This is a genomic window from Afipia dichlorophenoxyacetatis (assembly GCF_055386385.1).
Genome location: NZ_AP029250.1, coordinates 5,165,231 through 5,186,634, shown reverse-complemented (window position 1 = coordinate 5,186,634; position 21,404 = coordinate 5,165,231). Strand labels below are relative to the sequence as shown.

At 59.7% G+C, this 21,404-nt stretch carries 18 protein-coding genes; 6 read left to right on the top strand and 12 right to left on the bottom strand.

From position 1 onward, the window contains the following. The first annotated feature begins 6 nt into the window (after positions 1 to 6). Complete coding sequence (locus tag ACZ5C3_RS24325) at positions 7 to 2,373, top strand: Tex family protein (protein WP_464044332.1); 2,367 nt, start codon at positions 7 to 9, stop codon at positions 2,371 to 2,373. A 68-nt stretch (positions 2,374 to 2,441) separates the two neighbouring features. Here ACZ5C3_RS24325 and ACZ5C3_RS24320 read toward each other — a convergent pair whose 3' ends face one another. From ACZ5C3_RS24320 to ACZ5C3_RS24310, 3 genes are all read right to left on the bottom strand, one after another. Next, positions 2,442 to 5,672, bottom strand: a complete 3,231-nt coding sequence (locus tag ACZ5C3_RS24320; RefSeq protein WP_464044331.1) for an efflux RND transporter permease subunit — start codon at positions 5,670 to 5,672, stop codon at positions 2,442 to 2,444. Between the two features lie 9 nt (positions 5,673 to 5,681). After that, complete coding sequence (locus ACZ5C3_RS24315) at positions 5,682 to 6,824, bottom strand: efflux RND transporter periplasmic adaptor subunit (RefSeq protein WP_464033701.1); 1,143 nt, start codon at positions 6,822 to 6,824, stop codon at positions 5,682 to 5,684. A gap of 171 nt (positions 6,825 to 6,995) precedes the next feature. Then, on the bottom strand, positions 6,996 to 7,358 hold the full coding sequence (locus tag ACZ5C3_RS24310; protein ID WP_464033700.1) for a ferrichrome ABC transporter substrate-binding protein: 363 nt from the start codon (positions 7,356 to 7,358) through the stop codon (positions 6,996 to 6,998). 248 nt (positions 7,359 to 7,606) lie between these two features. Here ACZ5C3_RS24310 and ACZ5C3_RS24305 point away from each other — a divergent pair, with 248 nt between their 5' ends. Together ACZ5C3_RS24305 and ACZ5C3_RS24300 are read left to right on the top strand one after the other, a co-directional pair. Further along, positions 7,607 to 8,491, top strand: coding sequence for a hypothetical protein (locus tag ACZ5C3_RS24305; RefSeq protein WP_464044330.1), 885 nt, complete (start codon positions 7,607 to 7,609; stop codon positions 8,489 to 8,491). Positions 8,492 to 8,599: 108 nt separating this feature from the next. Continuing rightward, positions 8,600 to 8,815 (top strand): hypothetical protein, encoded by a 216-nt coding sequence (locus ACZ5C3_RS24300; RefSeq protein ID WP_464033696.1) that lies wholly within the window; start codon positions 8,600 to 8,602, stop codon positions 8,813 to 8,815. Between the two features lie 2 nt (positions 8,816 to 8,817). On the opposite strand, the gene ACZ5C3_RS24295 is transcribed toward ACZ5C3_RS24300, so the two are convergent. Continuing rightward, positions 8,818 to 10,041: a multidrug effflux MFS transporter gene (locus ACZ5C3_RS24295; protein WP_464044328.1), complete on the bottom strand. Its 1,224-nt coding sequence runs from the start codon at positions 10,039 to 10,041 to the stop codon at positions 8,818 to 8,820. 162 nt (positions 10,042 to 10,203) lie between these two features. On the opposite strand from ACZ5C3_RS24295, the gene htpX reads away from it, so the two are divergent. Further along, positions 10,204 to 11,115: a zinc metalloprotease HtpX gene (gene htpX / locus ACZ5C3_RS24290; protein ID WP_464033693.1), complete on the top strand. Its 912-nt coding sequence runs from the start codon at positions 10,204 to 10,206 to the stop codon at positions 11,113 to 11,115. Positions 11,116 to 11,164: 49 nt separating this feature from the next. On the opposite strand, the gene blaBJP is transcribed toward htpX, so the two are convergent. The 6 genes from blaBJP to ACZ5C3_RS24260 all read right to left on the bottom strand — a co-directional run bounded on the left by blaBJP (position 11,165) and on the right by ACZ5C3_RS24260 (position 17,543). Further along, positions 11,165 to 12,052 (bottom strand): BJP family subclass B3 metallo-beta-lactamase, encoded by an 888-nt coding sequence (gene blaBJP / locus ACZ5C3_RS24285; protein WP_464033692.1) that lies wholly within the window; start codon positions 12,050 to 12,052, stop codon positions 11,165 to 11,167. Between the two features lie 313 nt (positions 12,053 to 12,365). Next, positions 12,366 to 12,566 (bottom strand): cold-shock protein, encoded by a 201-nt coding sequence (locus ACZ5C3_RS24280; RefSeq protein ID WP_464033691.1) that lies wholly within the window; start codon positions 12,564 to 12,566, stop codon positions 12,366 to 12,368. Between the two features lie 136 nt (positions 12,567 to 12,702). Further along, the gene (locus tag ACZ5C3_RS24275) at positions 12,703 to 14,439 is read right to left on the bottom strand and encodes an adenylate/guanylate cyclase domain-containing protein (protein WP_464033690.1); all 1,737 of its coding nucleotides are present in this window, start codon (positions 14,437 to 14,439) and stop codon (positions 12,703 to 12,705) included. Positions 14,440 to 14,640: 201 nt separating this feature from the next. Beyond that, a complete protein-coding gene (locus tag ACZ5C3_RS24270) occupies positions 14,641 to 14,895 on the bottom strand; it encodes a hypothetical protein (RefSeq protein ID WP_464033689.1) in 255 nt (84 codons plus the stop codon). 138 nt (positions 14,896 to 15,033) lie between these two features. Next, positions 15,034 to 16,077 carry a YcjF family protein gene (locus ACZ5C3_RS24265; protein ID WP_464033688.1) on the bottom strand — a complete coding sequence of 348 codons (1,044 nt, stop codon included), beginning with the start codon at positions 16,075 to 16,077 and terminating at the stop codon, positions 15,034 to 15,036. Further along, complete coding sequence (locus ACZ5C3_RS24260; RefSeq protein WP_464033687.1) at positions 16,074 to 17,543, bottom strand: YcjX family GTP-binding protein; 1,470 nt, start codon at positions 17,541 to 17,543, stop codon at positions 16,074 to 16,076. Before ACZ5C3_RS24260 ends, ACZ5C3_RS24265 begins: the two co-directional genes overlap by 4 nt. 310 nt (positions 17,544 to 17,853) lie before the next feature. Between ACZ5C3_RS24260 and trhA the strand changes: the two genes are divergently transcribed. Beyond that, on the top strand, positions 17,854 to 18,555 hold the full coding sequence (gene trhA, locus ACZ5C3_RS24255) for a PAQR family membrane homeostasis protein TrhA (RefSeq protein ID WP_464033686.1): 702 nt from the start codon (positions 17,854 to 17,856) through the stop codon (positions 18,553 to 18,555). 66 nt (positions 18,556 to 18,621) lie between these two features. Then, on the top strand, positions 18,622 to 19,419 hold the full coding sequence (locus tag ACZ5C3_RS24250; protein WP_464033685.1) for an SDR family oxidoreductase: 798 nt from the start codon (positions 18,622 to 18,624) through the stop codon (positions 19,417 to 19,419). A gap of 7 nt (positions 19,420 to 19,426) precedes the next feature. Here ACZ5C3_RS24250 and ACZ5C3_RS24245 read toward each other — a convergent pair whose 3' ends face one another. Both ACZ5C3_RS24245 and ACZ5C3_RS24240 read right to left on the bottom strand, forming a co-directional pair. After that, positions 19,427 to 20,281, bottom strand: coding sequence for an HTD2 family dehydratase (locus ACZ5C3_RS24245; protein WP_464033684.1), 855 nt, complete (start codon positions 20,279 to 20,281; stop codon positions 19,427 to 19,429). Beyond that, positions 20,278 to 21,396: a CaiB/BaiF CoA transferase family protein gene (locus ACZ5C3_RS24240; RefSeq protein WP_464033683.1), complete on the bottom strand. Its 1,119-nt coding sequence runs from the start codon at positions 21,394 to 21,396 to the stop codon at positions 20,278 to 20,280. The genes ACZ5C3_RS24245 and ACZ5C3_RS24240 overlap by 4 nt, the downstream gene beginning before the upstream one ends. Positions 21,397 to 21,404: the final 8 nt, after the last annotated feature.

Genomic DNA, 21,404 nt, shown 5'->3' with positions numbered 1-21,404 from the left:
GCGGGCGTGGCAAAAACCATTCACCAGAAAATCGCTGAAGAGCTCGGCGTTCGTGAAGAGCAGATCGATGCCACTGTGGCACTGCTCGACGGGGGAGCGACAGTTCCGTTCATCGCACGCTACCGCAAGGAAGCAACCGGTGGGCTCGACGATGCCCAGTTGCGCATGCTGGAAGAGCGTCTGACTTACCTGCGCGAGCTCGAAGATCGGCGTACGGTCATTCTGAACTCGATCCGCGAGCAGGGTAAGCTTGATGCGGCTCTAGAGGCCTCGATCATGGCGGCGGACAGCAAGGGCCGCCTTGAAGATATTTACCTGCCTTATAAACCGAAGCGTCGCACCAAGGCCGAGATTGCGAAGGAAGCAGGACTTGAGCCTTTGGCCGACATGCTGCTGTCTAAGCCGGACAGCGATCCACAGGCCGCGGCAGCGTCCTTCGTCAATGCTGAGAAGCAGGTGGCAGATGCCGCTGCTGCGCTTGAAGGTGCGCGCGCAATTCTCGTGGAACGCTTTGCGGAAGACGCCGACCTGATTGGTGCGCTTCGCGAGCAACTGTGGTCGAACGGCGTGGTGACCTCGCGTATCCGCGACGGCAAGCAGGAGGCCGGCGCGAAGTTCAGCGACTATTTTGAATTCAACGAGCCGCTGGTGAAACTGCCTTCGCACCGCATTCTCGCGCTGTTCCGCGGCGAGAAGGAAGAGGTGCTTGATCTGCATATCGAGCCGGAAGCGTCCGCCGCTCCTTCGACGAGCGCCAACTCGTATGAGCTTCGTATCGCCCAGCGTTTCGCGATCGCTGATCGTGGACGGCCCGCGGACCGCTGGCTGGTTGATACCGTGCGCTGGGCATGGCGCACCAAGATTCAGATTCATCTCAATATCGACATGCGCTTGAAGCTGTGGACGGCCGCGGAAGAAGAAGGCGTGCGTGTGTTCGCATCGAACCTGCGCGACTTGCTACTCGCGGCTCCGGCCGGCACACGTGCGACGATGGGGCTTGATCCGGGCTATCGCACGGGCGTCAAGGTGGCGGTCGTGGATGCAACCGGCAAGGTCGTGGCGACCACAGCGATCTTCCCGCATGAGCCGCAGCGGCGTTGGGACGAGGCGCTCGCGATCCTCGGCAAGCTGGCCAACCAGCACAAGGTTGAGCTGATTGCGATCGGCAACGGCACTGCGTCCCGTGAAACCGACAAGCTGGCCACTGAACTGGTCAAGCTGCTGCCGGATCTCAAGATGTCGAAAATCGTGGTGTCGGAAGCGGGCGCGTCGGTCTATTCGGCCTCTGCCTTCGCGTCCGAAGAGTTGCCCGAGCTCGATGTGACCTTGCGCGGAGCGGTGTCGATTGCGCGCAGGCTTCAGGATCCGCTGGCGGAGCTCGTGAAGATCGATCCGAAATCGATTGGCGTTGGGCAGTATCAGCACGATCTCGGCGAGGCGAAGCTGTCGCGTTCGCTTGATGCGGTGGTCGAAGATTGCGTGAACGCGGTCGGTGTCGACGCCAATACGGCGTCCGCGCCGCTGCTGGCGCGCGTGTCCGGAATTGGTCCGGGGCTGGCGCAAAGCATCGTTCAACATCGCGATGCGAATGGTCCTTTCCGCTCGCGCAAAGCGCTGAAGGATGTCCCGCGTCTGGGGCCAAAGGCTTTCGAACAGTGCGCGGGCTTCCTGCGGATTCCGAATGGCGATGATCCGTTGGATGCGTCGGGCGTGCATCCGGAAGCCTATCCGGTGGTGCGCCGAATTCTCGAAGCCACCAAGAGCGACATCAAGGCGGTGATCGGCAACGCCAACGCGTTGCGGCAGTTGAAGCCTCAGTCGTTCGTCGACGAGACATTCGGCTTGCCGACGGTCACCGATATTCTGCGCGAACTGGAGAAGCCAGGGCGCGATCCGCGTCCGGCCTTCAAGGCGGCGGTTTTCAAGGAAGGTGTTGAGACCCTCAACGACCTGCAGCCCGGTATGATACTCGAGGGGGCGGTGACCAACGTCGCTGCTTTCGGTGCCTTCGTGGATATCGGTGTCCACCAGGATGGTCTGGTGCACGTATCAGCCTTGTCGCACTCGTTCGTCAAAGATCCCCGCGAGGTTGTGAAGCCGGGCGACATCGTGCGGGTTAAGGTTCTCGAGGTCGACAAGCCGCGCAAGCGCATTTCGCTGACGCTGCGTCTTGACGACGAAGTGGGCAGTAAGTCGGATCGCATGGCTGGAGGCGGAGCACGCGCTGACAACAATCAGCGGATGTCGTCGCCACGGCGTAACGAGCCGCGGACAAGTTCACGTCCGGATAATAATTCAGGCGGGGGCGGTGCGCTCGCCGAAGCCATGCGCCGCGCGGCAGAGAAAAACGGCGGCAAAACCAAGTCGCGATAGCAGGCAATTCGCCTATTCAAAGCCCGCGAAAGCAGCAGCTTCCGCGGGCTTTTTATTGATTGCGGATGCTATTCTGCCGCGTCGCGCAGTGCTTCGGGAAGCTGGGCATGTGTCGTCTGGCCACTTCCGAACAACACATAGAGCGCCGGCAACACCACGAGCGTCAGCAACGTGGCACTGATCAACCCGCCGATGACGACCGTTGCGATTGGCCGTTGCACCTCTGCTCCGGTTCCGGTCGCCAGTGCCATGGGCAGGAAACCCAGCGAAGCAACAAGGGCCGTCATGGCCACGGGACGCAGCCTGACGAGAGTGCCTTCGTAAATTGCGTCCACGCGATCGACGCCCTGCGCGATCAGTTGCTTGATGTATGTGAGCATCACAAGGCCGTTGAGCACAGCGATGCCTGAAAGGGCGATGAAGCCCACGGCCGCCGAGATCGAGAATGGCGACCCGCGCAGCCAGAGCGCCAATACGCCTCCGGTCAAGGCCAACGGCACCGCGCTGAACACCAGCAACGCGTCTCGTGCCGAACCCAGCGCGCCCATCAGCAGGAAGAAAATCAGCGCAAAGCAGATGGGCACGACAACCAGCAGTCTCTCCTGCGCCATGGCCAAATTCTCGAATTGTCCGCCCCACGACATCCAGTAGCCGGGCGGCAGGACGACTTGTGTCTCGATCCTGGCACGCGCGTCGCTGACAACAGACGCAATGTCCCGATCTCGCACGTTGGCCGTCACCACGACGCGGCGCTTGCCATTTTCGCGGCTGATTTGGTTTGGGCCTTCACGGAATTTGAAGGACGCCAGTTGACCCAGCGGAACAGTCAAAGGCGTTGTCCCTGCGGTCGGCAATGACACGGGTAGATTTCTCAGAGCATCAAGATCATTCCGGATGATTTCGGGCAATCGCACCACGATCTCGAAATGCCGATCGCCCTCATAGACAACACCAGCCTCGCGCCCTCCGATCGCAGTCCCGATCACGTCCTGAACGGCTGCGAGACTTAGTCCTCGCCGGGCGGCCTCAGTCTTGTCGACGTTGATCTCAAGCGTTGCGAGGCCGCTGGCCTGCTCCACCTTGATGTCGGCAGCTCCCTTTGTCGCACGAAGGATGGTCGCGACCTGATTGGCCGCGCGCAGCAGCGCATCAAAGTCGTCGCCAAATATTTTAATCGCGAGATCGCCACGCACGCCCGCGAGCAATTCATTGAACCGCATCTGGATCGGCTGGGTGAACTCGTAATTGTTACCCGGCAGTTCCTCGACCGCTTGCTCCATCTGTCGAAGCAGGTCCTCTTTGCTGAGATTTGGATCAGGCCATTGGCCCTGCGGTTTCAGGATCACGAAGGTATCGGATGCATTGGGTGGCATCGGATCAGACGCTACCTCCGCCGTGCCAGTCTTCGAAAACACGAAATCGACCTGTGGCAGCGCACTGATCGCGTTCTCGACCTTGAGCTGCATGGCTTGCGATTGGGCAAGGCTTGTGCTGGGGATGCGCAGCGCGTGCATCGCGATATTCTTCTCATCAAGGGTTGGGATGAATTCCTGTCCGAGCTGAGAAAACAGCGCCAGCGCAGTGACAAATAATGCAAGCGCGCCGGCAAGAATCTGCTTCGGATATTTTAGGGCGTGAGCAAGCACGGGCGCATATCCCGATTTGAGGCGCCGCACGGCGATGTTGTCTGTCTCTTGCACGCGTCCCGTCACGAAGACGGCGATCAAAGCCGGGACCAGCGTCAGCGACAGGATGAACGCCGCGAGAAGGGCGAGAATGACGGTCAGTGCCATCGGCTCGAACATCTTGCCCTCGACCCCGCTGAAGGTGAGGAGCGGCACGTAGACGAGAACGATAATCGCCTGACCGTAGACACTCGGTGCGATCATTTCTTCAGCGGCTTCACGAACGGTGGTCAGTCGCTCAGAGAGCGAAAGCGGCCGCCCTAGAGCTGTCTGCCGTTCGGCGAGATGGCGCAGCGCGTTTTCGGTGATGATCACGGCGCCATCGACGATCAGGCCGAAATCGAGCGCTCCTAAACTCATCAGGTTGGCGCTAATCCGGCTTTGCAGCATACCAGCTGCCGTCATCAGCATCGCAACTGGAATGACCAGAGCGGCAATAAAGGCGGCGCGAATATTGCCAAGCAGCAGGAATAGCACGGCGATCACGAGCAATGCTCCTTCGCCGAGGTTTTTGGCAACGGTATGAATGGTGGCGTCAACTAGCTGCGTGCGGTTGAGCACGGTTTTCACCTGGATGTCCGCAGGCAACGTCCGGCGAATCTCCTGTATCCTGGCATCAACGGCGGCAGCCACGGTGCGGCTGTTGTTGCCGATCAGCATCAGCGCGGTGCCGATGACGACTTCGCGGCCGCCCTCGCTCGCGCTGCCCGTTCTGATCTCGCCGCCAATGGTCACGTCAGCAATGTCGCGGACACGAACCGGTATCGCGCCTCGCGTACTGACCGGAACGTCAAGAATATCGGCGATAGTCTCTAAGCGGCCACCCGTGCGAACCACAACGCCTTCGCCGTTCCGTTCGACAGTGCTTGCGCCGCGGCTAACGTTGTTGGCTTCAATCGCACGAGCGACATCCCCAAACGACAAGCCGAGGGAAATCAGTTTGGCTGGATCCGGCTGAACGTGGAATTGCTTGACGTAACCGCCGATGGAATCAACGCCCGCAACTCCCGGAACACTCTTGATTTGCGGACGGATGATCCAATCCTGCACGGTGCGTAGATAGGCCTGACGTTCGATATCTGACCGCAATACATCGCCTTCGGGTGTGCGGTACGTTCCGTCCGGCTGCCAGCCCGATTTGCCGATGGTTGATGGAACGCCAGTTGCTGGTGGCTTAAAGGCGACCGACCACATGTAAATTTCACCAAGGCCGGTCGAAACGGGCCCCAATCTTGGTTCTGCGCCGGGCGGAAGCGTGGTGCGCAATTCGGCCAACCGCTCGCTGATCTGCTGACGGGCGAAGTAGATGTTCGTCCGCTCGCTGAAGATGGCCGTGACCTGGGAGAAGCCATTGCGTGAGATCGAGCGCGTGCTTTCAAGTCCCGCGATGCCCGCAATCGCGGTTTCGATACGGAACGTGACCTGCTTCTCGATTTCGACAGGTGAGAGCGCAAAGGCTGTCGTGTTGATTTGAACCTGCTTGTTGGTGATGTCGGGCACGGCGTCGATCGGAAGCCGCATCAGCGACCAGGCGCCAACAGCAACCAACACGGCACTGAGCAGAACGACTGTCCATCGGCGCTCAATTGAAAAGTCGAGAATGCGGCTGATCATAGCCAGCCCCTAATGCTGATGCTGGGCGTCGCTCTTGCCGAGCTCTGCCTTGAGGATGAACGTATTGGTTGTCGCGATCTGTTCGCCGGCTGACAGTCCGGACGTCACTTCAACCGATTGATGGTCGTCCCGACCGGTCGTGATCCGGCGGGGCTCGAAGCCATCGGGCGTTCGTACAAAGACAACGACCTCATCCTTGATGGTTTGAAGGGCTGTCTTGGGTACGGTGATGGCGGACGACGTGGTACGCAGTGGAATTTCCGCCGTCACGAAAGAGCCGGGACGCAATCCATGGGATGCGTTGTCGACGGACGCCACGACGCGAGCAAGGCGCGTATCCTTGTCAAGCAATGGACTAACGAACATGACCGTCGCGGGGATCGGCTCAACTTGATTGCCGAGCGTCAGGGGAATGGATTGGCCTTCGCTGATGGCGTTGAGGTCGCTGGTTGGGACGGCGAGTTCGGCCCAGACGACCCTGAGGTCCACGATGACGAATAGCTCACTTTCCTGCCCCTCGCGCCCGACAAGCGATCCGAGATCAACCCGGCGTTCTGCAACACGCCCAGAGATCGGCGCCCGAAGCTCCTGCCGCCGCAGCGTTGCCACGGGCTGTTGAGGAAGCGATGCGATCTGATCCTCAGTGAGGCCGAGTGCAAACAGCTTCTGCCGCGCCACTTCGAGTTTGATCCGGACGTCTTCGAACGCAGTACGGGCGCGGAGGTAATCGTTCTCGCTCAGTACCTTGGAATCGAACAGGCTCTTCGACCTTGTGAACAACGTCTCCTGGAGATCGGATGCCAATCGTGCTGCGAGGTATCCGCTTTTGGCATCTGCCACTTCGCGGCTTTCGATCACTGCGACGATCTCGCCTTCCTGCACCGGGTCGCCGAGGCGCTTGCGCAGTTCGGCAACGGTGCCAAGCAACCTGACCGAGACTCTGGCGATGTGATCGCCGCTCGGCACAATCGCGCCTGATACGGTGATGCGTTTGCTTAATGCGCTGAGAGCGACGTCCTGAACGGAGAAATTTCCGGCTTCGACCTGACGGTCGCTCAGTTGGACATGTGCATCATGATGCTCGGTTTCCGATCCAGCGCTTTTGGATGAAGCTGTCGCATCGTGGCTGAACGCCAACGGCGAAGAGAGCATGACAGCGCACAATACGGTGCAAGCTGCATGTAAACCAATCCTGTTCATTGGAAATATCCCGCATCGAGCCGCGATGGCCCGTGCTTTCGCTCGTCAAACTAAAACGCGTGAAGCTGTCACGCAGCTCTGTGAGGCTACGGACAGCAGCAGGCCACGAGGGGCCGCTGATGATCAGGCGCGTGGTGGTTTGAAAAGCGGCAGGCCGGCGAGAGATGCCGGGCTTTGATCGCAGCCGATGGCGAATGCCCGGTAGCCGAGATCCGTGGGGATGAGCGTAACGGCCGATGGTTGCGCTGCGACGTGGCTTAGACAGTGGCCGCTGTGCGCGGGCAGTTGCTGCTCGGCAGGACCATCGTGGGATGTGGTGGTGTCGAGACTTGAAGCAATCGTGGTGGAGCCGGAATCGGCAAATGCGAGATCGCAATTGGCACAATGAAAGAGTGACAGCAGCAGTCCCAGCACGAGCGTGGCGACGAGCGGCAGTCTGCGCCGCCGGTCCGCGTAACCAGTGCTGTTGATGGGTTCTTGCGTCATGTCGCTTTTAGTGAGGGCCGGTCATCCGGCATTTTCAAGGCTCTGTCGTCCCTTACCAGACTGTTGGCGGGCTCGCCAACCAATGACAGGGCGGGGAGGGCAATACGTCACGGGGTGAACATTATAACAGTGAGCGGGAGCACGCGGCGTGAACATGTCCGCACGCACGTGTGATGGTTATGAAACAGTAACGATTTCTCAAGCAATCGTAGTTACCAAATGGTCAAACTCCCTTTGGAACCCGTGCCATGACCGACCACAACACCGACGGCGAGATCAGCGCTCACAACAACGATGCGAATGAAGCATCGTTGGTTCCAGATTCGACGGACATGGTTTTGCATCCCTCAAAGGACAACGCCGAAAAGCCCTCCAGTGACCATGGGGCTGATACAGTTCACCCTCCAAAAAACATCGTGCTGCAGCGGCTGACGCCGAACAGTTCATGGGAAGATTTCGTCCTTCACGAAAACGAGCGCGAGAAGACATTCGACGCGGAACCTGCGGCGGCGCCCGCAGCGCCGGTGCGTCGCTCGCTTTCGATGGCGGCAGTCGTGGCCATCGCGGCGTCGGTCGGTGCAGTCGGTGGTGCCCTGGCGACCGTGGGCGTCGGCCAGCTTATGAAGGACGACCAGAAGCAGGTGGCCGTCGCAAGCGTCACTGTCGAACAGGCCAAAACATTCGAAAACGCGATCGCCAAGCTCAACGCTGATATATCGGCGCTGAAGTCCGGCAATTCCGGCAACAGCGCGCAGGCGGGAAAGCTCACTGATCGCGTTGAAAAGCTCAACGACCGTATCGACCGTGTCGAGAAGGCGCAGGCCGAACCAGCCGCGAAACTGGCAAAACTGACCGAGACTGTCGAAAAGCTCCGTGCGGCCGAAGCCACGGCCTCTGTGGCGCCAGCGCCGGCCCCGGCGCCTGCTGCTGCCCAGCCGAACCGGCTTCCGGTCGTCGATGGCTGGGTGTTACGCCAGGTTCTGGATGGCGCTGCAACTGTGGAAGGGCGCCAGGGCATTTTCGAAGTCATCCCAGGCGATCCGCTCCCGGGCGTCGGCCGGGTGGATGCGATCCGCCGCCAGGATGGCCGCTGGGTTGTCGTGACCAGCCGTGGGCTGATCGTCGCACGCTGATCTTTTCGCGCGGAACCGCGCGATCTAATGCTAAAATTTGAGCGTTCTGTTGAACGGACCAGCATGATCTCGCTGGCATGATGCAATCTCTGATGAAGAGGATTGAGCATGCCCGTTGATCGACTGAAACCGCGTCGCAATGTTGTTAACTTTTTCGCTCACGAGGTCACCGAGACCTCTAGCGACTTCCCGCGCGCGGCCAACGACAACCCCTGTCCGTATTGCGGTGGCGTGCTGGAACCAGGCGACAAGGCGTCTGATTGCTCGGGATCCGGCGCCTGGCCGATGATTCCGTTTCCAAAAGGCTGGGAGGCGTCCTGCTGACGTCAGTGCGCCGCTGCCGACCGCCTGCCCATGAGGTAGAGAAGAAGTCCCAGCATCGTTAACGATGCCTGGACGACGCCGACCGCTAGTGTCGGGCTGGCAATGGAAGCCGCCATCATGGTGCCAACCGCGGCTCCTGCCATCTGCAAAAATCCGAGAAGCGCGGATGCTAGACCCGCCCTGTCGCCAAAAGGCTGCAGGCTGGTTGCGGTTGCTAGTGGGCTCACCATTCCAAAGCCTGCCAGAAACACGGCGACCGGTAAGAGATAGCTCCAGACGGAGTGATCGATCCAGTGGGCCGCCAGGAGGGCGATCCCGCCCGCCGTTGCAATGACAATCCCGACGAGCGTCGCTCGCGAGTGCCCGATCTTGATCGCGAGACGGGGGGCCGACATGCCGGCCGCGAACACCACGAACACCGAGCCGGCGAAGAACAGGCCGAGCTGAATCGGCGACAGCCCCAGACCGTCGATCAGCACGCGCGGCGTTCCTGAAAACATCGCAAATATTGCGCCCATGAGAAGTCCGATGGTGCCCGCTGGGGCGATAAAGCGAGCATCCGCTAACAGGTCGGCGTAACCTTTGAGAATGACGATCGGCTGTATCGAGACGTTGCCATCCGGGCGGTGGGTCTCGCCGACATATCGCCAATAGGAGAGAGCGACGATCGCTCCGAAGATTCCAACAGCGAAGAATGCAGACCGCCATCCGAATGTCGATTCAAGCAGGCCGCCGATCAGCGGAGAGAATCCGGGAGCGGCCGACATCGCCACCATGATGAAGGCCAGTGCACGCGTCAGCTCTTCTCCACTCAACAGGTCGCGTGCAATGGCACGCGACAGAACAGACGCGGCGCATGCGCCAAATCCCTGAATGACCCGGCCGATCAACAGCATGGGCAGGTCGGCGGCGAATTCGCACCAGACACTGCCTGCAACAAAGATCAGCAGCCCGATAACGACCGGCTTCCACCGGCCGTAGCGGTCGGACAATGGACCGACAAGCAACTGTCCGGCGGCGAATACGGCAAGGTAGATACTGATCGCAGAGGCGACATCGGCGGTGGAGACATGCAGGCTTTTCGCCATCGACGGCAGCGACGGCAGCAAGATGCTTGTTGCGAACGATCCGACCGATGCAAGCGCTGCAAGGACGACAATCCGTGTTGAGATTGCCGGGGTCTGCTGCGCGCGTGTTTCGTCCTGCCTCAGATTCTGGATCGTCATTTCAAAGGTCCCTGGATGAGAGCGCTTTTATATGATGAATATCATTCAATCAATGATTGTTATCGCGACGCGACGCCGCGACGCAGCATTCGACCTTGAACCCCATGGGGCATACCCACCATTTAGGGGGTGTGTTCCATGCTCTGAGGGTGGGAGGCGGCTTTGAGTTATTTCAAAACGGCGATTTTGCTCGCAGGTCTGACCGCCCTGTTCATGGGCGTTGGCTATCTCATCGGTGGCTCAAGCGGCGCCATGATCGCATTGGTCATCGCGGCGGCGACGAACCTGTTTGCGTACTGGAATTCAGACCGGATGGTGCTGTCAATGTATGGCGCGCAGGAGGTCGATGAACGTTCGGCCCCGGAACTCGTGCATCTGGTGGCTGAACTCGCCGCGCGCGCGAACGTGCCGATGCCGAAAGTGTATCTGATGGACAATCCGCAGCCGAACGCCTTCGCGACGGGGCGGAATCCGCAGAACGCCGCGGTGGCCGCGACGACTGGCCTCGTGCAGATGCTGAGTCGTGAGGAACTGGCCGGCGTGATCGCGCACGAACTCGCTCACATCAAAAATCACGACACGCTGATCATGACGCTCACCGCGACGATCGCCGGTGCCATTTCCATGATCACGCAGTTCGGAATGTTCTTTGGCGGTCATCGCGGTAACAACGGTCCAGGCATCATCGGCTCATTGGCCATGATGATTCTGGCGCCATTGGCGGCGATGATCGTGCAGATGGCGATCAGTCGGACGCGGGAATATTCGGCGGACAATCTGGGTGCACGGATTTGCGGTCAGCCGATGTGGCTGGCGTCAGCGCTGGTCAAAATCGACAATGCCGCACATCAAATCCCGAACATGGAGGCCGAACGCAGCCCCGCGACGGCGCACATGTTCATTATCAATCCGCTGTCAGGGCACGGGGTAGACAACCTGTTCTCCACCCATCCTTCAACGGAAAATCGTGTCCGGGAGTTGCAGCGCCTTGCGAGTGAGTTCGGATCGCGTGGCGACTTCACGAGCGCTGAGCCCCATGCCGCCGGCAACAGGCCGCGTGGTCCCTGGGGGTAATTTGGTGCGACGCGTGCGTTCAGCACGCGTCGCTTGATCCAGCTCTGGGCTAATTGCTCTTCTGAAGTGCCGCTGTCTGCTTGGCGAGCGCCTTGTCGAAATCCTGTTCGAGCGTTGCCACATAGGTCGCAAGTTCGCCGGGCTTGACGAACGGGTTCGGCGCGCCGTCCTTCATTTGCGCTCGCTTCTCCTGCATACCGTAGACTTCCGGATGCGGCCCGAGCAGCACGTCGATCTTCATCCCTTTGACTTTTGCGTATGTCGATCGGTAATCCTCGACAATGCCGGGGTGGGTCGGATGGCCGACCAGCTTGTTCAACGCAACCGTTCCGCTACAGAAAAACAGCACATCGCGGTCCTGACCGCCGTCCTTCACGGTCATCTCCCAGCTCGTGCAGCCAGGAGAGTGGCCGGGCGTGGCGTGCGCGGTCAGTGTTGTGTCGCCGAGGGTGACCTTGTCGCGTTCCTTGACAGCGCGATCGACCTTCACAGCCGGAAACCCGAGGTCGGTGTTCTTCTCATCGCCTGGATAGTATCCGCCTTCGAGCAGCGGTTTGTCGCGTTCGCCCGCAACGAGCTGAGCGCCGGTTTCCTTCTTGATCTCGGCAAAGCCGCCGGTGTGGTCGAAGTGCGCGTGCGTGTTCAGGATGTACTTGATGTCGCTGAGCTTGAATCCGAGCTTGGCGATATTGTCCTTGATCATGCCGGTGGATTCCGGGAGCGCCGTATCCATGAGGATCAGACCGTCCGAGGTCTTGATGATGTAGACGGCAATGCCGTCGGTGCCGACGTAGTAGATGTTTCCGATCATGTGGAACGGGTCAAAGGGCGTGGTCCACTTTTTGGTGACCTGCGCCAGAAAATCCTTGACCGTTTGCGCCTGCGCGCCGGTTGCGAATAGCGTTAGAGCGCACAGCGCGGCTGCGAGCGTTCTCATAGGTGCCTCCCGAATTTCGATTCTTATCGTTGCAATCAAACAGACGAATTGAAGCGCGATTCAGGCGACAAGCTCAAGCCCCATCCCAAGTATGAGCATCACGGACGCGCGACATCGTCTCGATCTACGATATAAAGTTAGATCAATGATCTGAGGAGGCGCATGGACGCGCAGTCCAACGTCTGCTCCCACCGCCCTGGTGTGGCCGGAATAGAACCGGCGACCTTGTCGCCGCCGGTCTACTTCTTCAAACATGGATACAGACGCTCAAGACGGACGATCGAGCCCGGTAATGTGCTGAGAGTTTGAATGATTAAAGTTTGAGATTTTCCGCAGACGTTTTTCCGCGATTGGCGATCTCTTCGTACTCAACCGCCTGCCCTTCATTCAGCGTAGAACGCCCTGCCTTCTCGACCGCGGAAATATGAACAAACACATCTTTGCCGCCGCTGCTTGGCTGAATAAATCCATAGCCCTTCGTCGGGTTGAACCATTTCACAGTGCCTTTAGCCATTAATTGGTCTCCAGAAATAAGAAACGTTATAATCGGTCGGTTCCGCAGATGGCGTATCCAACGCAGGCTAGGCTACGCGGTATATTTGCACCTTGGTAGTCCAAATCACGCGATTTAATTGCGCGGATTGCCGCGCTTAGATTGCCGCAACTGCGAAATCCGGGATCAAACCGGATAATGTCGCGGCCTTTTCGATCGCATAAATAGCCATCGGTTCAACTCGCCCGCGGATAGGGGCCTCGGCCCTCGGCAAGGCATTCGTGGGCAGCTTCGCGGTCTTGACCAGCTCTTCCGAGAGGACAACCTCACAGGCCAACCCTTTGGTCATGTCCTGCAAGCGCGAGGCGACATTGACGGCATCGCCGATGGCCGTGAACACCGTGTGATTATGGGAGCCGATATCTCCGACAATCACCTCGCCACCGTGAATACCGATCCCGAACCGAAGAGGATCCGGGACATCTTTGCCGACGATTTCATTGAGTTCGTCGATGCGCGCCGCAATACGGGCCGCTGCCGCGATTGCTTGCCGGGCTGCCACTTGCGGGGTGGTCGTGAGGCCGAACAGCGCGAGCATTCCATCGCCAATATATTGGTTCGGCTGGCCGCCACTTTCGACAACAGCTTGGGTGACCGCGGACAGGAAACGGTTGATGAGGAAGACCGTATCGAACGGCAGGAGCTCTTCGGCAATCTTGGTTGATCCGCGCAGATCTACGAACATGCTGACCAGATACTGTTCCTTGCCGGTGTTCGTCGGCTTTGTATGATCTGAGGAGAGGGCACCTCCTCGGGCCGGATATATTCTGACGAACGTTATGTCGGATTTCGGACGTAGCTGGCAGGCCAGCCGAACGGCGGGGTCGCCGTCGGCGCCGATGCGTTCAAGTACGAAGGCTTCGCGGTTCGAGGGAGCCGGCAGACGACTGCAGTCACCGATCACCCGTATCCGGCAGGTTGAGCAGCGCGCACGGCCGCCGCAGATACTTGAATGGGGGACACCAAAGCGCGTGCTGGCCTCCAGCACGGTCAGGCCGACCGGCACTCGGACGACCTTGCCATTGTCGTAGGAGAGCTTGATCAGACCGCTGCGGCGCTCGCTTAGAGTTCGGATGCCGCGGGCGAGGAGGACCAGACCGATCAAGCCAAGATACCCGTACACCGCGTAGAACGTCATGTTATCCAGAGCCGCCTGATCAGCGCCGCTCCCGACCTTGTCGCGTGAGAGATTGTCAGACCGCCATTCCGGGGATGTGCTGGCCCGCTCCACCGCGCGGCCGCCCTGATACACCCCGAGCAATGCGAGTGTGGGAATGATGACTGCCGCCGCAAAAAGAAGAGGTGCGATTGTCTTGAAGTAGGGCTTTATTCGCAGCCAGAAATAGAACCCGATACATGCGTGGATCCACGAAACGATGAGGGCCGTGAGGATTGTCCATAGTAGGTGTGGCCGCGCGATCCAGAACGCGAACAGGACCTGGGGGTAATCCTTGTCGATGCCCTTGAGGGGCGCCGCGAGGCGCACGCCGATCAGATGTCCCAGGATCAGCAGGGGGATACTGAGACCGAAAATCAGCTGGGTTGCTTCAATGGTTGTCCAGCGGAATTGTCGCCGCACGTAGAGCGCCCAGATTCCGAGGCCCATGTGGGTCAGCGCTGCGCCATAAAATACAATCAGCACCGGCCAGCTCTGCCAGAACAACATCTGGTAGACGAGCATGTCTTCCATCGCGTTGAGCGAGATATTGCCGAGCGCGTGATTCGTGAAATGGGTGATCAGATAGACGAAGAGAATGAGGCCCGTGGCAAACCGGACCTGCCGCAGGCCGATGCCGCGCGCGAACTTGGTCAACGAGAAAGCGGCATCAGACATCGTGCTGGATGGTCCCTGAAATCAGCCTGATATTGCGTGATGAGGCGATCGGACGACATCCTCTGACGACGCAGCCGGAGTTTAGCGAATGCGAGGTACCGGCGCCATGGGCGGCTGCTCTGCGAACGGTTCTGATCGGTCAAAGCAAATCCCCGGTCATGGCGATGACCGGGGATTGGAGGTTCGTGCAGAGACGATGGATCAATAGCAGACGTTGATGGTGCGCAATCGGATGCCTCGGGCGGTGCGGACGCGGCGGGTCACGTAACAGCCGTCATCGACGTATTGGGGTCCTGCATAGACGGGGCTGAAGCCAAATCCTACGCCATAATAGTGGCCCCAACCGTGCCCCCAGTGGCCACCATGCCAACCGTGAGCGGAGGCTGCGGTCGGGGACAGGGCCGCCGCCCCAAGTGCGGCGGCAGCGGCAAGGGCGAGAGTGAGTTTGCGAAGCATGGTATTCTCCTGAACGGGCGCTGACCGCGCTGATGCCGATATCCACCACCGCAAATTGGTCGTGTTCCGTCCGGCGTAGGTTCACGCCTGTCGGCAGCCCTTTGGAGCACTTTGTCGAAGGGCGGGTCGTCAGGAGATTCAGGATTTTGGTTCGTCGTCGCCAGCGCGACGGAGCAGGTCCTTCGCGAGATCCGACAGCATCGGGCGGGGCAACACCGCAAATGGCAGCGGACGCGTCACCTCCACGGCGGCGAGGCCAAGCCGCGCCGTGAGCAGTCCATTGAGCAGGCCCTCGCCGAGCCGCGCGGAGAGTTTGGCGGCAATGCCATGGCCCAGCACCTGCTGGATCAGGCTGTCGCTGGCTGCCATACCGCCTGTGACCGCAAGGTGCGCAACCACGTGCCGCATCAGGCGAATGAGGCCCAGTGTGCCGGGCCGGCCGCCATAGAGCCTTGCGAGCTGACGGACGAGACGCAGCGCTGCAGCCAGCACGAACAAGACGTCGATGATCGCTCCGGGGCTGACCGCCGTGACGATGGAGACCCGCTGCGCCGCACTTGAAATGAGGCGGCGTGCCTCTTGATCGAGCGGTGTCATCAACTCGCGTTCGGCGAGCCGGATCATGTCCGCGCCGTCGATGATGTCGCGGCCGTGTTCCTCGAGCGCAACACGAGCCCGGGCAAGCCGCGGATTGTCATGGGCGACTTTGAGCAGGTCGCGCACGATCGCGTCGCTTTCCCTTCGGTCGTCGTTCAACAGGACGGCATTTGCGCGTGCGTGAAGCTTCTCGATCGTTTCAAGCCGGGCAAGGCTTAGCGTTTCGCGGGTAATGATGGCGACCAGCGCCACCACGGCCAGAATGGCGAAGGTCAGCCCAATATAGCCAAGGCTGAGGCTGCGGTTGAACAGGTCCTCTACGAGGTTGGTAATACCAAGACCAAGGCCGAGCAGAACCAACACGCCGAGCGCCACCCAGAACACTTTGGCCCAGCCGAATCCCTTACGGACCGGGACGAACGGTTCTTCGACCGGGACTGGAAGCAAGGCGGGATCGGCGTCAGGGGTGATACGAATCTTGCCACGCAGCGGGCGCGCGGTCTCGTTCTCCTCGTCCAGCACGATCACACGCGGGTCGTCCAGCTTGAAAGCTGTTGGTTTGCGGTGATGGGGACGGTCGCTCATTGCAGCTTGTCTCCGATCAGGAACTGAAGCGCGCGGTCCAGACGAATATGGGGTAGCGCCGGCTCTTCGCTACCACTCCGGCTGAGCAATGGCGGACGAAATCGCAAGAAGCGGAAGTCCGCGTGCTCGGATGTAGCTGTCGTCAGTCCGCGAAATGGAGCTTTGCCGGTAAAGAGCTCATCGAGGTTGTTCGGAAGGTCACCCGGAAACGTTGCAGCTTCTGTCTCTCCATCGAAAATCTCGCCATTTGCAGTTTCACCGGCCTCTGGTGTCCCCAGAATCGAAGGCAGTTTCTCGCGACCTTGCTGCACGACCGCTTCACGGGTGGCTCGCACTGCCGCCAGCGCAATCACATCCACGGCGGCACCAGCGAATTCCGCCCTTGAGGCCGCGCGCTCCACCATGCGCTTCAAAATTGCTTCTAGCCGGTCATGGCTTGAGCGGTGCAGGTGATCGGCTTTGGTTGCAGCGAACAAAATCCGGTCGATACGCGGGCGAAACAGCGTACTGACGAAGGTGCTCCGGCCAATATTGAAGCAATCAAGAATGCCGGAAAGCGCGCCCTCAAGATCCTTCAATGCTTCAGGGCCTGCATTGAATGCGGCAAGGGCGTCCACCAGAACGATCTGACGATCAAGGCGTGTAAAGTGATCGCGGAAGAACGGACGAACCACGACGTCTTTGTAGGCTTCGTAGCGTCGCCGCATCATTGCCCATAGCGAGCCGTTTGGCGCTGAACCATCCTGCGGCACGTCAAGCGGGGAAAAGGTCAGCGCCGGCGAGCCCGCGAGACTGCCCGGCATCAGAAAGCGACCCGGGGGCAGAAGGCTCATGGCGAAGCGTTCATCGCGGCAGGCGCGGAGGTATTCGGTGAAGAGTTTGGCAGTGGTCAGTGTCGCCTGTTCATCCTCACGGTCGTTTGGATCAAGGCGTGCAAGATGCGCGTGCCATTCTCTGGCCAGTCGGGCACGCGGCTCACGCCGGGATAGCGCCATACTTTCCGCGGACCATTGCTCATAACTCCTCTTGAGCAATGGAAGGTCGAGCAGCCACTCGCCGGGATAATCGACCAGATCGAGCGTCAGGCTGCGGGTCGCCGCATTCTGACGCTGATAATCGATGACGAGGCGCAGCTCACTGATATCGACCGTCGAGTTCGGCCAATGGCGCTCGTCGATCAGCGTACGAACGTGATTTTCGTAGGCAAAGCGCGGGACCGCGTCATCGGGCTGCGGTTCGAGCCGGGCGCGAGCGATGCGGCCGGTCGCGAGGGATTCAAAGACAGGAAACCGGCCGCCGCGCAGCAGGCCATGGACCAGAGCCGTGATGAAAACAGTCTTTCCAGCCCGTGACAGACCTGTGACGCCGAGCCGAACCGTCGGATTCAACAAATTCTCGCCATACTCGATCAGAGATCGCAGCGAGAGGCGGGTTTCCTCGACAATGTCCGAAAAGCTGGGGGCCATATTTCCATCAAGACTTTATCGGACTGAGAAGCAATCGCAGCAGCAATAATCAAGTAACGGCTCCTTGAATCTGGAGGCTGTCAAACAGAAATCAAGTTTCAGCTTTATGGTGACGTTTGGCTAGTGTGGCTGAACCTAAACCACATTAGAATCATAAAGTTACTGGGGTCCTCCCGAATCCAAAGTTCGCTACGAAGCGTGCTGCACGATGAGGCGAACTTTGGATTCGGGGCACTAGCTACTTTTCAGAAGTCATTGACCCTTTTGAGCTAGGTCTCTTGCTCAATGTCGGTCCTGTCAGGTTGTACGGATGGCGATTTTCAGATTGAAGCAGTTTAATTCGGACAAGCGTAGCATCGGCGGTGGCGTGATCCGTTGGGATTACGACCGCGCTGAATTGATTGCAGACGGTGTGGTGCACGTGTTGGGCGCCGTTCTTGGCCTGATCGCCGCGACTGTCCTCGTTGTTCTTGCCGGCCTCTATGCCACGACGCCCGAGATCATTTCTGTTTCGATCTATGTGACCGGATTGGTGGCGATGCTGGTGCTATCCGCCACCTACAATCTGTGGCCGGTCTCACCCGTTAAATGGGTGCTGCGGCGCTTCGACCACTCTGCGATCTACGTTCTGATCGCTGCGACCTATACGCCGTTTCTCACCGAAATGAATGACCGCGTTATCGCGATCGCCTTGATGATCGGCGTATGGTCCGTTGCCGTTACCGGCATCGCCATCAAGATCTTTTTCCCGGGCCGGTTCGATCGCCTCGCGGTGGGGCTTTATCTCGCACTCGGCTGGAGCGGCGTGATTGCCTACGATAGCGTTGTGGCTTCACTGCCGACTTCGACGCTCTGGTTTATTGCAGCCGGCGGATTGCTGTATTCGCTCGGCGTGATTTTCCACGTCTGGGAGCGGCTGCGTTTCCAGAACGCAATCTGGCATTCGTTCGTGCTGCTGGCCGCAGCTTGCCACTATACCGCCGTTCTGGACATGATTCTGCTCGGTGCCTAGAGCGAACCTTTGAACCACCACACCAGATCGATTGATCTCGCTGTCTTTCCGACTTAAAACTTTCGTATGAAAGTTTCAGGAAAAGTCGTTGTTGTCACCGGCGGCGCCAATGGCATCGGTCAGGCGCTGTGCGAAATCTTCCATCGCGAAGGCGCATCAAAAGTCGTTGTTGCCGATCTTGACGGTGCGCGCGCGCAAGTCGTCGCCGACTCCATTGGCGGCGCCGCGTTTTCCTGCGATGTCGGTAAGGAAAGCGATATTCGCGAGTTGATCGAGACAACCGAGCAGCAGTTTGGTCCGATCGAATTGTTCTGCTCGAATGCAGGCATTGGTGCGGGATTTGATCCGCTCTCGGAAAATGCTGGTGGGACCTCGGATGAGCCGTGGGCGAGAAGCTGGGCGATCCATGTCATGGCGCATGTGTATGCGGCGCGCCACCTGATCCCGCGCATGAAGGCGCGCGGCGGCGGGTATTTCCTCAATACGATTTCAGCGGCAGGGCTTCTCTCTCAGGTCGGCAGTGCGGCTTACTCGACCACCAAGCATGCGGCGGTTGGCTTTGCGGAGAACCTCGCGATTTCCCATAAGGCGCACAACATCCGTGTCTCAATTCTTTGCCCCCAGGGCGTAGAAACCAACATGTTGCGCGATCTGCCAAAAGGCCCGCAATCGGGGGACGGCGATCTCATGCCGGAAGATGTTGCAGTGGCCGCGTTGCAGGGGATCGATCGCGAGGCATTCCTGATCCTGCCGCATCCGCAAGTGATCGATTACATGCGGAAGAAGACCGATAACTACGATCGCTGGATCGGCGGCATGGCAAAGCTTCAGGCTGCGGCCCGCGAGGGACACGGCAAGAAGTAGCGCAGAGCTACCAGCTTGCCGTCGCCTTCATGGTCGGAACGTTGTCCGCATTCGCGGTCCACACAGCCATTTCATTCGCGCCATCATCGGCATTGACGCTGAATTCGGCGCCATCGAACAGAGGCTGTACGCCGCGATATGAAAATGTCTTCGGCGCGTTGCCGCCATGCAGCTTGGCTGCGAACTCCACCAGCAATGCTGCCTGGAGCGGGCCGTGGAAGATGAGCCCCGGATAGCCCTCGACCTTGGTCACGTAATCACGGTCGTAGTGGATCCGATGGCCGTTGAACGTCAGTGCTGAATAGCGAAACAGCAGGACGGGATCGGCCATGTGCGTTTCGCGATGCTTCGCCGTGGGGCCGGGAGAGGGCGCCGCTGGTGCTTTCTGTGCTCCGGCGGGTGTTACATCGCGATAGACGATGTCCTGTCGTTCGCGGATTGCGACGCCGCGACGCGTCGTGATCGTATGGTCGACGGTGACGAAACACAGCGCGCCAGTGCTACCGGTCTTCAAGGTCACGTCAGCGATGCGCGACGAACGTGTCACGTCATCTCCCACGCGCAACGCATCGAGAAATTCCAACTGTCCGCCGGCCCACATCCGCCGCGGCAATGGAACAGGAGGCAGGAAGCCGCCGCGGGCGGGATGTCCATCCGGTCCGAGTTCGTTCATCGGCGCCACCGGCTGAGCCAGGCACCAATGGGTCGTGAATGGCGCGGCTTCGCCTTCTACTGGGTTGCCGATATCCATGAACAATGTTGCGCGCAGTGCTTTGACGAGCTGCGCCGTCACGATGTCGGAGGCCTTCTGGGTCCGGCCGATCCATTGCCGTAGATGTTCGATATCCAGCTTGTCGCTCATGATTTCTTTCCGCCTGCAATTTCATCAGTCGCGTTGCCGACTGGAGGCACAGCGCCGTAGGGGCGTGTTTCGCCCATGACGATCGCCGCCGGCGCCGGATATGAAACCGGGCCATTCGGCGTATCCACTTCGATGCGCCGCAGATGCGGATGCACCGAGAGATCGCTCATGGTGTTGACTTCAGCGAAGGCGATATCGGCATCCGTCAGCCGCTTGAGAAGCTCGTCGCGTGTCATGGAAGCGAACACATCGCCGACCGTCTTGTCGGTCAGCGCGCGGTTGCGAACGCGTTCAACGCCGTTGGCAAAACGCGGATCATTCGGCAAATCCGGCATCGACATGACATCGGCGGTGAGCTTTTTCCATTCCCGCTCGCTCTGAATCGAGATCAGAATGTCGCGGCCGTCCTTGGAGCGGAACACGCCGTAGGGGGCGATTGAGGTATGGGCGAGCCCCATACGTTTGGGCGTGTTGCCGTTTTCCGCGTTCAAGAGCGGCACCGTCAGCCAGTCCGCCATCACGTCGAACATGGAGATGCGGATGTCAGCACCTTGGCCGGTGTGAGAGCGCGCGATCAGGGCTTCGAGGATCGCAGCGTGGGCTGTCGCGCCCGTCGCGATATCGACGATAGACAAGCCAACGCGCGCCGGAGTTTCCGGACCGCCGGTGATCGATGCCAGTCCGCTCTCGGCCTGGATCAGAAGGTCGTACGCCTTGCGCTCCGCGTAGGGGCCGTCATCGCCGTAGCCGCTGATCGTGCAGCAGACCAGTGCCGGATAATCCTTGCGTAGCCGCTCGCGGGTGAAGCCGAGGCGATCCATCGATCCCGGCTTGAGATTCTGCACCACTACATCGGCGCCGGCGATCAGCTTCTCGAGCGTCTTGCGGCCTTCGTCGCTTGCAAGATCAATGACGACCGATTTCTTTCCGCGGTTGAGCCAGACGAAATAACTGCTCTGGCCTTTGGCGGCGGCATCGTAGCCACGTGCGAAATCGCCTTCCGGTCGTTCGACCTTGAAGACTGTGGCGCCCGCATCCGCAAGACGCGATGTGCAGAACGGAGCTGCGACCGCCTGTTCGACGGCAATAACGGTCAATCCTTCAAGCGGCAACATGGACGGTC